General features: G+C 62.8%; 9 protein-coding genes, 1 tRNA gene and 1 pseudogene. 6 read left to right on the top strand and 5 right to left on the bottom strand.

Annotated elements, in window-relative coordinates; translation table 11 throughout:
• On the bottom strand, positions 1–1,449 hold a 1,449-nt coding region (locus tag QZ501_RS13480), incomplete at its 3' end, for a THUMP domain-containing protein (RefSeq protein ID WP_295720214.1).
• A gap of 311 nt (positions 1,450–1,760) precedes the next feature.
• Here QZ501_RS13480 and QZ501_RS13485 point away from each other — a divergent pair.
• Positions 1,761–1,973: a ribosome modulation factor gene (locus QZ501_RS13485; RefSeq protein ID WP_295720219.1), complete on the top strand. Its 213-nt coding sequence runs from the start codon at positions 1,761–1,763 to the stop codon at positions 1,971–1,973.
• A gap of 179 nt (positions 1,974–2,152) precedes the next feature.
• Here the strand turns inward: QZ501_RS13485 and QZ501_RS13490 are convergent, their stop codons facing one another.
• A complete protein-coding gene (locus QZ501_RS13490) occupies positions 2,153–3,178 on the bottom strand; it encodes a quinone-dependent dihydroorotate dehydrogenase (protein WP_295720220.1) in 1,026 nt (341 codons plus the stop codon).
• A gap of 434 nt (positions 3,179–3,612) precedes the next feature.
• On the opposite strand from QZ501_RS13490, the gene QZ501_RS13495 reads away from it, so the two are divergent.
• Positions 3,613–4,818, top strand: coding sequence for a cation diffusion facilitator family transporter (locus QZ501_RS13495; RefSeq protein ID WP_295720223.1), 1,206 nt, complete (start codon positions 3,613–3,615; stop codon positions 4,816–4,818).
• Positions 4,819–5,030: 212 nt separating this feature from the next.
• On the opposite strand, the gene uvrB is transcribed toward QZ501_RS13495, so the two are convergent.
• Entirely contained in the window at positions 5,031–7,058 is a 2,028-nt protein-coding gene (uvrB, locus tag QZ501_RS13500; protein WP_160898062.1) for an excinuclease ABC subunit UvrB, read from the bottom strand.
• Positions 7,059–7,166: 108 nt separating this feature from the next.
• Between uvrB and QZ501_RS13505 the strand changes: the two genes are divergently transcribed.
• From QZ501_RS13505 to QZ501_RS13520, 4 genes are all read left to right on the top strand, one after another.
• Entirely contained in the window at positions 7,167–8,351 is a 1,185-nt protein-coding gene (locus tag QZ501_RS13505) for a pyridoxal phosphate-dependent aminotransferase (protein WP_151439027.1), read from the top strand.
• Positions 8,352–8,388: 37 nt separating this feature from the next.
• Positions 8,389–8,464, top strand: a tRNA-Asn gene (locus QZ501_RS13510).
• A gap of 53 nt (positions 8,465–8,517) precedes the next feature.
• Positions 8,518–9,069, top strand: coding sequence for a nucleoside 2-deoxyribosyltransferase (locus tag QZ501_RS13515; RefSeq protein WP_295720225.1), 552 nt, complete (start codon positions 8,518–8,520; stop codon positions 9,067–9,069).
• Between the two features lie 174 nt (positions 9,070–9,243).
• Positions 9,244–9,606 (top strand): translation initiation factor Sui1, encoded by a 363-nt coding sequence (locus QZ501_RS13520; RefSeq protein WP_295720227.1) that lies wholly within the window; start codon positions 9,244–9,246, stop codon positions 9,604–9,606.
• Here the strand turns inward: QZ501_RS13520 and pyrF are convergent.
• Both pyrF and QZ501_RS13530 read right to left on the bottom strand, forming a co-directional pair.
• The gene (gene pyrF, locus QZ501_RS13525) at positions 9,603–10,307 is read right to left on the bottom strand and encodes an orotidine-5'-phosphate decarboxylase (protein ID WP_295720230.1); all 705 of its coding nucleotides are present in this window, start codon (positions 10,305–10,307) and stop codon (positions 9,603–9,605) included. The genes QZ501_RS13520 and pyrF overlap by 4 nt on opposite strands.
• A gap of 15 nt (positions 10,308–10,322) precedes the next feature.
• A pseudogene (locus tag QZ501_RS13530) lies at positions 10,323–10,864 on the bottom strand (hypothetical protein); the annotation flags it as partial.

The raw sequence follows: 10,864 nt of genomic DNA on the forward strand, positions 1-10,864 counted from the left end.
CCCCCCCGAAAGCCTCTGGCGGGCCGCCTTCTCCGGTACCGAGGCCGGCGGCGCGTACTCCGTAACCGTCAACTGTTCCCCGGTCTGGGTGATGCGCACCGCGTATTCCGGTATATCCGCATCATAGAGGCAGTGGGACTCGTCAGGCGCCTGGTTGATCCGCCGGCGCAGGTGACGCCGGTTCTTGCGCAGGCGGTTGGCCAGCATTGCAGCCCGCTCCTCGTTGTGGATCGCGGGCTCCGGGATGCCCGTGCGCAACTCCTCCAGCGACTGCTCCGGCTGACGGAACTCGTTCTCGCGGATGTCGAACAGCAGCAGCGTGGTTTCCAGTGAGCCATTGTAGAACCGGTACTGGCGCCGTGAGCGCAGGCCCAGCTGGTGGCCGAGCTCCGATTCCGACAGCAGCAGCCCGAAACGCCAACCCACAGCCTCGCTGCGGAGCCGTTCCCCCAGGATCCGGAACAGCTCCGCCGCCCGCTCCCGGGACTCCAGCCGATTACCGTAGGGCGGGTTGGTCAGGACCAGGCCGGTTCTGGCCTTTTCCGGCATACGCCACTCCGCCACGTCGCATTTCTCCACGTGGATCCGGTCACTGAAACCGGCCCGCTCAATGTTGCGCCAGGCGGCCGCCACCACACGACCATCCATGTCCGTACCGCGGAAGCGGGAACGACTGTCCGCCAGCCCCTGTTTCCGGCGCTCGTCCGCTTCCGCCCGCTGCGTGGGCCAGCCCTCGGTAACCGCCCCCGGCCAGCCCTCAAAGGCAAAGCCACGGAACAGCCCCGGCGCGGTATCCGTCGCCATCATGGCAGCCTCCACGAGGATGGTCCCCGAGCCGCAGAACGGGTCCACCAGATCCCCGCCCGCTTTGGCCACCTCCGGCCAGCCGGCCCGGTACAGCAGCCCGGCGGCCAGCGTTTCGCGCAGCGGTGCCTCGCCGGCCTCGCTGCGGTATCCACGCTGATGCAGGCTGACACCGGCCATATCCAGCCCCAGCTCAAGCTGGCCGTGGCGCAGCCTTGCCTGTATCGGCAGATCCGGTTGATCAGGCGTCATGATCGGCTCCGCTCCCCGCTGGCTCCGGACCCGCTCCATCAACCCGTCCTTGACGCACTGGGCGCCGAAACGCGGGCTCAGGATGTCCCCATGGGTGCCCTGGAAACGGACCCGGAACGTCATCTCCGGCCGCAGCCACGCCTCCCAGGGAATGGCCCTCGCCGCCCTGCGGACGGTGTCCGCACTGTCCGCCGGCGCCCGGTGGAGATGCAGAGTGACCCGGCTTGCCAGCCGTGACCACAGGCATATGCCACGGGCACCGGCCATGTCCGTTCGCACCCAGAGCCCTGCGGACGCACGCCCGGTCACCTCAATACCAAAGGCGGCCATCTCATCCGCCAGCAGCTCCAGAAGGCCCCATGAGGCGGTTACAAAAAAATCATCGGTCTTCAATTCCACGGATCCTTGGCGTTTGTGCCCGTCACAGAAGGGTTATTGGCGTCGCCAATCAGAACCCCGGGCATGATTGGTTTTATCTGGGTATACACTGCTCAGATTTTGCGCTTTACTGACTATGACGCGTCAATGACACCGCCTGAGAAGATCGGGCGGCAAGGGCCCTGACAGGATCGATCCATCCGCCAACGCCCCTGAGCGGATCACCGTCGGTTTCACGCTGCCGACAGACCGCGACGGGCGCTCAATGAAGGGTGGCGGATTCGTGCGCACGCTCATGACCGATGTGACCACATGAGGTAGAGAGCATGAAAAGACAGAAGCGAGACATGTCAGCCCGCGCCTACAAACGCGGTTATATGGCAGGTTTGTCCGGCAAGTCCAAGGAAAACTGTACACTGGATAAACCGGAACCCCGTCAGGAGTGGATGAACGGGTGGCGAGAAGGTCGGGAAGACCACTGGAGTGGACTGACACAGGGTGTCTCCTCAATACACAAGATGCCGAATCTGACAGCGTGAACTGACCGCCGCGAGGCGGCCAACCCGGAAAAACCTGAAAGCACTGCATGCCACCGTAAAGGGGCTACAGACCTGAGGGGGCCACTCGCCCCCTGACACATACAGAGGCGCCATCTCTGCATACGCGAAAGGGGGACCACTTGTCCCCCACGGGCCCGCCGGCGCGGGCCCGTTTTCGTTCAGGCCCCGGAACCACCCGCAATGGCGCGAGCGCAGTCCGCCACCAGATGCGGACCCCGATAGATCAGCCCGGAATAGAGCTGGACCGCCGAAGCCCCCGCCCGGATCTTGGCAAGCGCCGCGGCACTGCTGGTAATGCCGCCCACCCCGATGATGGGGAAATCCACCCCCAGCTCAGCACGGAGCTGGCGGATCACCGCTGTGGAAGGCTCAGCCAGCGGGCGACCACTCAGGCCTCCGGTTTCCTCGCCCAGTGGATCCCGCAGCACCGCTGAATGATCCACCGTGGTATTGGTGGCGATGACGCCATCCATCCCCACCTCACGCAGCGTTTCCGCCATAAAGCGGACGGCGGCTTCATCCATGTCCGGCGCCACCTTGACCGCGATGGGCACGTAATGGCCCATGGACTCGGTCAGCGCCAGCTGCTTCTCCCGGATCCCGGCCAGCAGCGACCGCAGTGCGTCCCCATGCTGCAGGTCCCGGAGACCGGGCGTGTTGGGAGAGGACACGTTGATGGTGAGATAATCCGCCAGCGACCACATGCGCTCAATCCCGGCCAGATAGTCATCCAGTGCCTGATCCGCCGGGGTATCCTTGTTACGGCCCACATTGATCCCCAGTATGCCGCTGTAGCGGCTGGCCCGGATATTGGCGGCCATGGCCTCCAGGCCATGATTGTTGAACCCCATGCGGTTGATGATGGCCTCATGAGCCGGGAGGCGGAACAGCCTGGGCTTCGGGTTTCCGGGCTGCGGACGCGGGGTGACCGTGCCAATTTCCAGAAACCCGAATCCCAGCTCCCCCAAAGCATCAATGTAGCGTCCCTCCTTGTCCAGGCCTGCGGCCAGCCCTACCGGATTCGGCAGGGTCAGCCCCATCACCTCGACGGGCGCAGCAGGGGGTGCGGGCCACAAACGCCCAAGCAGCCCGCTTCCCGCAACCACCCGGGCCGATTCCAGGGCGAGCCAGTGGGCCGTTTCGGGAGGAAGCCGGAAAAAAAGGGGGCGCAGGGCCTGGTACATGGGGAATCACCGGGGTGGTTTTCTGCTGTAAAGCCAGCAGTATACAGGAATGGAGGCGGTGGCCGCGAAAGGCTTTCCGTGTCAGAACGATGACAGCGCCGTGACCTTTTCCACGGAATCTGTGGAAAACTCTGTGAATTTTTTTGTGGCAAACCGCCAAACCGCCTGCCAATGGCGGAAATCTACAGATTGTTTATTTTTTGACCAATAATTTTCTATTGTTTTTCAGATACTTATAAAAGTCCGTGCGCTAAGTCCGGCTTTTGACGGCATTTTGCGAACAACAGGCCCCGGAACCACTTCTGTGCATAAAATCAACCCCAATCCTTACCATTGAAGGATGAAAAGGTTGGCCAGACCATTTACACTGCGCCCTGTCCCCGGTCGCCGTATCCGGGTTATCCTGAGCGCGCCCGAGAGAAGCAGTGCGGTTTATGAATGCATCCGAAGACACAGCCCTTGATCATGCGCCGGAAAGCGAACTCCAGTCCGCGCGCCGGGTAACCCTCGTCGGGCTCGTTCTGGATGCCCTGCTGGGCGTTGTGAAGGTCATCATCGGCTTTTTCTACAACTCGTATGCCCTGATCGCGGACGGCGTCCATTCCTTCTCCGATGTCGCCTCGGACATCATGGTACTGGTGCTGTTCCGTATCTCCCGTGAGGAGCCGGACGAAGACCACCCCTACGGTCACGAACGCTTCGAGACCCTGGGCGCGGTCATACTCGGCAGCGCCCTGATCGCACTCGCCGGCGTCCTTGCCTGGGAAGCTGTGCAGCGGGTCATGCACGTCGACCTCGGCGTGCCCGGCTGGCCCGTGCTGGTGGTGGCCGCTGCTGCCGTCCTCGGCAAGGAATGGATCTACCACTACACCCTCAGGGTGGGGAAAGCCATACGCTCCGACCTGCTGGTGGCCAACGCCTGGCACAGCCGCACGGACGCCTTCTCCTCCATCGTGGTAATGCTCGGCGCCTCCGGCGCCATGCTGGGCTATCCCTGGCTCGACGCCGTCGCCGCCTGTGGCATCGCCGTTATCGTTGCCCGTGTCGGCTGGCACCTCGCCTGGGACAACGTCAAGGAACTGGTGGACACCGCCATGCCGGTGGACAAACAGCGCCACCTGCGCGAGGTTGCCGAAGCCACCGAAGGCGTCCGCTCGGTGAACGCCATCAAGAGCCGCCGCATGGGCTCCGACTTCCTCCTCGACATCCACCTCCAGGTGGACCCCGAAGTCAGCGTCTCCGAGGGCCACGAAATCGGCGTGCGCGCTGAACACCGCCTCCTGGAAGCCGTCCCGGACGTGCGCGAGGTCACCTTCCACATCGACGCCGAGGACGAAGCCGTCCAGCAGAACGTCCACGCCGCCATCCTGCCCTCACGCAGCGCCGTGGCCAACCAGCTGGAGGAACGCTGGGGCGACCTCATCAACTTCCACAACACCTGTCCCCCGCGCCTCCACTACCTCTCGGACGAAGTCTCCGTGGAGCTCTACCTGGAAAGCCGCACCGCGGTGAACGAAGCCTCCCGCAACCAGCAGTGCCTCACCTGCCAGCTCAAGTCCCGCACCAAGGACCTCCCCTGGATCGGCGACATCCGCATCTGGTACGCCGACGAGTTCCGCACCGGGCCGAACCAGAACTGACCCTGCACTCTCCCCTCTGCAGGAGCGGCTTCCCGCGATACGCAATGAAAACAAACTCGGTGTTCAGGGGAGCAGGGGATGCTCGGAGGGAAGCTCTGGAGCCATGGATGGCGGAAGAGCAGCGTACAGGGATGTATTTACAGCGTTTCCCGGAGAGCATCCCCTGCTCCCCTGAACGCCAGGCAGCCTATCAACAGGCTTGAGACAACACCTCAGCCATACCTTAAAGCCGCCTCCTTCAACTTATTCGCCTCATCCCTCAACCGAGCCGCCTTCTCAAACTCCAGATTCGACGCCGCCTTGTACATCTCATCCTCAAGCCGGTCGATCTCCTTCATCATCTGATCCGCATCCTTGCCGTGCACATCCACCGAATAATCCGCCGACGACTCGGCCACCTCACGGCTCCCGTCGCCGCGCTTACGCTGCACATGCACACCCTCCATGATGTCCGCCACCTTCTTATCCAGCCCCTTGGGCGTGATCCCGTGCTCCTCGTTATGAGCCATCTGCTTCTCGCGCCGGCGCTCCGTCTCATCAATAGCGCGGCGCATCGACCCCGTCTCACGGTCCGCGTACAGGATCGCCTTGCCATTCACATTCCGGGCAGCACGCCCCATGGTCTGGATCAGGGATCGATCCGAACGCAGAAAGCCCTCCTTGTCCGCATCCAGGATCGCCACAAGCGAGACCTCGGGCATATCCAGCCCCTCGCGCAGCAGGTTGATACCCACCAGCACATCGAACTCACCCCGGCGCAGATCGCGCACAATCTCCACACGCTCCACGGTATCCACATCCGAGTGCAGATAACGCACCCGCACATTGTGCTCCTCCAGGAAGTCCGTCAGATCCTCCGCCATGCGCTTGGTCATGGTGGTCACCAGCACCCGTTCCCCTGCCTCAGCACAGCGGCGAACTTCCGAAAGCAGATCATCAACCTGGGTCGTGGCCGGGCGCACCTCGATCTCCGGATCCACCAGCCCCGTAGGCCGTACCACCTGTTCGGCCACCTGGCCCGCATGCTCCGCCTCGTACTTGGCCGGCGTCGCTGAAACAAAGATCATCTGGGGCGCTATGCGCTCCCACTCATCAAACCGCATGGGTCGGTTGTCCAGGGCCGATGGCAGGCGGAAGCCATACTCCACCAGCGTCTCCTTGCGCGAGCGGTCGCCCTTGTACATGCCCCCGATCTGGGGAATGGTCACGTGGGACTCGTCGATCATCATAAGCGCGTTGTCGGGCAGATAGTCGAAGAGCGTTGGCGGTGCCGCCCCCGGTTCGCGCCCCGACAGGTAGCGGGAGTAGTTCTCGATGCCGTTGCAGTACCCCAGCTCGAGCATCATCTCCATGTCGTAGCGGGTCCGCTCCTCCAGCCGCTGGGCCTCCAGCAGCTTGTTGTTGGCACGCAGCTGCTTCAAGCGCTCATCCAGCTCCTCCTTGATGGAATCCACCGCATTCAGGATTTTCTCGCGCGGCGTCACATAGTGCGTCTTGGGGTAGATGGTGACACGCGGCACACGCTGGATGATCTCCCCGGTCAGCGGATCGAACCAGGCGATGTTCTCCACCTCGTCATCAAACAGCTCAATACGTACCGCCTGGTCCTCGGACTCCGCCGGGAAAACATCGATCACCTCGCCGCGCACCCGGTAATTACCCCGCTGCAGCTCGGTATCGTTACGGGTGTACTGCAGCTCCGCCAGCCGCCGCACGATGTCGCGCTGGTCCACCTGCTCGCCCCGGGTCACGTGCAGGATCATGCGCAGGTAGGACTCCGGATCCCCCAGGCCGTAGATGGAGGACACGGTGGAGACGATAATGGCGTCCGGGCGCTCCAGCAGGGCCTTGGTCGCGGAAAGCCGCATCTGCTCGATGTGCTCGTTCACGGAGGCATCCTTCTCGATGAAGGTATCCGAGGCCGGCACATAGGCCTCCGGCTGGTAGTAGTCGTAATAGGAGACGAAGTACTCGACGGCGTTGTCCGGAAAGAAGTCCCGGAATTCACCGTAGAGCTGGGCAGCCAGCGTCTTGTTATGGGCCATGATGATGGTCGGGCGCTGCACCTGCTCAATCACCTTGGCCATGGTGAAGGTTTTGCCCGAGCCGGTAACACCAAGCAGTGTCTGGTGCATCAGGCCGTCATGAATGCCCTCAACCAGCTTCTCAATCGCCTGGGGCTGGTCGCCCGCAGGCTCGAAATCCGAAGCCACTCGGAACGTCAGGTCGTCTTTCGACATAGGGTTACGTCTCTTTCGGATCCGGGGGATCGCACATGGCAGGAAAGCTCATGCTATCATGTTCACAACGTTGTTCCGGCACACCGACTTTTCAACAGGAGCCCGAGTTTGAGCGCGCAACTGTCCAACCGCGTCCAGCAGATCAAGCCCTCACCCACCCTCGCCATCACCAGCAAGGCAGCCGAGCTGCGCGCTGCCGGCCAGGACATCATCGGCCTGGGTGCCGGCGAGCCCGACTTTGATACCCCCGAGCACATCAAGCAGGCGGCGGTGGACGCCCTCAATGCCGGCAAGACCAAGTACACCCCGGTGGACGGCACGCCCGAGCTCAAGGACGCCATCATCGAGAAGTTCCGCCGGGACAACAACCTGACCTACGAACGCAACCAGATTCTGGTCTCCTGCGGCGGCAAGCAGAGCTTCTTCAACCTGGCCCTGGCCCTGCTGAACCCGGGTGACGAGGTCATCATCCCCGCGCCGTACTGGGTCTCCTACCCGGATATGGTCAAGATCGCCGAGGGCACGCCCGTCATCCTTGAGAGCAGCGCCGACACCGGGTTCAAGGTCACTGCAGACCAGATCCGGGGGGCGCTGACCGAACGCACGAAGCTGGTCGTGATCAACAGCCCCTCCAACCCCAGCGGCAAGGCCTACAGCCGCGAGGAGCTGGCGGCCATCGGCGAAGTCCTGGAGGAATATCCGGACGTCATGATCGCCACCGACGACATGTACGAACACATCCTCTGGAACGGCGAGTTCATCAACATCGTCAACGCCACGCCTTCGCTCAAGAATCGCACCTTCGTACTCAATGGCGTCTCCAAGGCCTACTCGATGACCGGCTGGCGCATCGGCTACGCCGCTGGCCCGGCGGATGTGATCGGCGCCATGAAGAAAATCCAGTCCCAGAGCACTTCCAACCCGGCCTCCATCTCCCAGGCCGGCGCCACCGCCGCCCTGAACGGCCCCCAGGAGTGTGTCACCGAGATGCTGAAGGCCTTCCACGAGCGTCATGACTATGTCGTGAAGGCCCTGAACGAACTGCCCGGTGTGGAATGCATCGAAAGCGATGGCACCTTCTACGCCTTCCCCGGCTTCCAGGGCGCCATCGAGGCGACCGAGGGCGTGAACAACGACGTGGAAATGGCCGAACACCTGCTCAACACCGCCGGCGTCGCCCTGGTTCCCGGCTCCGCTTTCGGCACCCCGGGCCATATGCGCCTGAGCTTCGCCACCAGCATGGATAACCTGAAAAACGCCATCGAGCGACTCGGGAAGGCTCTCAAGACTTGACGAAGGGGCCAAGCGCCCCTAATATACGCAGCGCTTATCCCCGATAGCTCAGTTGGTAGAGCACCTGACTGTTAATCAGGTTGTCGCTGGTTCGAGCCCAGCTCGGGGAGCCAGACATCACAAAAAGCCGCTCCACGGAGCGGCTTTTTCTGTTTCAGGGGCCCCAATGGCAAGCATCTACCTCGCCGGACCGGACGTCTTCTTCCCCGAGACCATCCGCAACCGCATCGAAGCCACCAAGAAGGCCATCCTCGCCGAACACGGCCTCGAAGCCCTCTCCCCCTGCGACAACAACCTGGACCTCGAAAACACCGACAACCCGGCCCGCGCCATCTACGAGGCCAACCGCACCCTCATGAACCAGGCCGACGGCCTCATCGCCAACCTCACGCCCTTCCGCGGCACCAGCGCCGACGCCGGCACCATCTTCGAACTCGGCTTCATGACCGCCCAGGGCAAGCCCGTCGCCGCCTACACCACCTGCGCCACCCCCTATAACCAGCGCGTCTCAGGCGGCTCCGAAACCGACACCAACGGCACCCTGGTTGAAGGATTCGGCCTGTGCGATAACCTGATGCTGGATTGTGGTATTGAAGCCAGTGGTGGAGCGTTTATCTCAGGATCGCTGGAATGGCGGAGTGAGGGGTTCACTCCAGAAGAGTCATTTGACGAAGAGCTGTTCCGAAAGGCTGTTGAGATCCTGTCCAAGCACTTCTAACGGCCGGAACTACCCAAAAACTATCAGGGCAGGATGAGGCAGCACTAAGCGGGAAGCTCTGGAGCCATGGATGGCGGAAGAGCAGCGTACAGGGATGTATTTACAGCGTTTCCCGATTAGTGCTGCCTCATCCTGCCCCATGCAGCAACACAACAGGCTGGAGGATCACACGCAATGAGCAAGAACAAAGAAGGCGGCCTCGTCTACTCCACCGAAGCAGGCGGCAAAACCTGCCCCGAATGCCGCCACCCCCTCGACCAGTGCCAGTGCAGCAACGAAACCCGCTCAACCAGCAGCGACGGCACCATCCGCATCCAGCGCGAAACCAAGGGCCGCAAAGGCAAAGGCGTCACCCTCATCACAGGCCTCGACCTCCCCGAAAAAGACCTCAAGGCCCTCGCCAAAACCCTCAAGGCCAAATGCGGCACCGGCGGCACCATCAAGGACGGCGTCATTGAAATCCAGGGCGACCACCGCGACACCCTGCTTGCCGAGCTCGAAAAGAAAGGCTGGAAAGCGAAGAAAGCCGGCGGCTAGACGCCCCGGCTTTCAGACAACTCCTGCTCGATCGCCACAAGTGCCGCCATCGGATCCTCCGCCCGCGTGATCGGCCGACCGATCACCAGGTCATCACTGCCGGCGGCAACCGCCTTTGCCGGCGTCATGACCCGCTGCTGATCGCCCTGGGCCGCAAAGGCCGGCCGGATCCCCGGCGTCACCAACCGGAAGTCAGCCCCCATGGCGTCACGCAACGACGGCGCCTCGGCCGCCGAACATACCACCCCGTCCAGACCGGACTCACGGGCCAGGCTGGAAAGACGATTCACCGTCGCACCGGCACCCTCTTCCCAACCTATCTCCTTCAGCTCGGAATCGGTCAGGCTCGTGAGGACCGTCACCCCGATGAGGAACGGCCGATCCTCACCAAAGTTCGCCAGCTCGCGGACACAGGCCTCCATCATCCGGCGTCCGCCGGACGCATGGACGTTCACCATCCACACTCCCAGCTCCGCCGCCGAGGCCACAGCAGCGGCCGCGGTATTCGGAATATCATGGAATTTCAGATCCAGAAAGACCTCAAACCCCCGCCCCTGCAGGGCCTGCACGAACCCTGGACCAAAGCGGGTGAACATCTCCTTGCCCACTTTCAGCCGGCAACGGGCCGGGTCCAGCTGATCCACCAGCTGGAGTGCCTCCAGCCGGTCCGCAAAATCCAGCGCCACAATAATCGATGCCATCAATGACTCCCGTAACTACTCGCCCTCGACACCCTGATAGGGCTCGACGGTCTCCCAGTTCTTGCAGCTCGGACACAGCCAGTGCAGCTGCTGGCCGCCAAAGCCACAGCGGGTGCACTGATAGGCGGGCCGCTTCTCCAGCAACCGCTGCCCGACCTGACGTACCAGATGGGGCGTGGTGCCCTGGCGCGGCTCCCGCCCCTCCTCCATTTCCAGCAGATGCATCAGGGCCCGAAGGCTCGGGCGCTGCTGCAGTTCACCATGGAGCAGGTACAGTGCCTGGTCCCTGGAGTTGAAGCGCTCCTCTTCCTCTACCAGGCAGAGCAGCAGCGTGGTCGAGGGATGATGCCGATAGATCCGGTGCAGGCGCCGGCGAAGCTTTCGCTCAACCCCGAACTCCCGGGCCAGGCCGAGCAGGCGTCGTACCGCCTCCGGACCAAAGGCCGGGTTCTGGTCGAATACCTTCAGAAGCAGCTGCTGGGCCTCGCGCCAGTTGCCCCGTTCACGCGCCAGGTCCGCCAGAAGCAGACTGGCGCGGACACAGCCCGGATCGTACG

Source organism: uncultured Halovibrio sp., from assembly GCF_913056445.1.
GTDB lineage: Bacteria > Pseudomonadota > Gammaproteobacteria > Pseudomonadales > Oleiphilaceae > Halospina > Halospina utahensis_B.

Excerpts from the sequence above, each read along its gene's own strand:
- QZ501_RS13490 (WP_295720220.1), bottom strand. The coding sequence starts at position 3,178 with ATGTACCAGGCCCTGCGCCCCCTTTTTTTCCGGCTTCCTCCCGAAACG.
- pyrF (WP_295720230.1), bottom strand. The coding sequence starts at position 10,307 with ATGGCATCGATTATTGTGGCGCTGGATTTTGCGGACCGGCTGGAGGCA.
- QZ501_RS13520 (WP_295720227.1), top strand. The coding sequence starts at position 9,244 with ATGAGCAAGAACAAAGAAGGCGGCCTCGTCTACTCCACCGAAGCAGGC.
- QZ501_RS13495 (WP_295720223.1), top strand. The coding sequence starts at position 3,613 with ATGAATGCATCCGAAGACACAGCCCTTGATCATGCGCCGGAAAGCGAA.
- QZ501_RS13485 (WP_295720219.1), top strand. The coding sequence starts at position 1,761 with ATGAAAAGACAGAAGCGAGACATGTCAGCCCGCGCCTACAAACGCGGT.
- QZ501_RS13515 (WP_295720225.1), top strand. The coding sequence starts at position 8,518 with ATGGCAAGCATCTACCTCGCCGGACCGGACGTCTTCTTCCCCGAGACC.
- uvrB (WP_160898062.1), bottom strand. The coding sequence starts at position 7,058 with ATGTCGAAAGACGACCTGACGTTCCGAGTGGCTTCGGATTTCGAGCCT.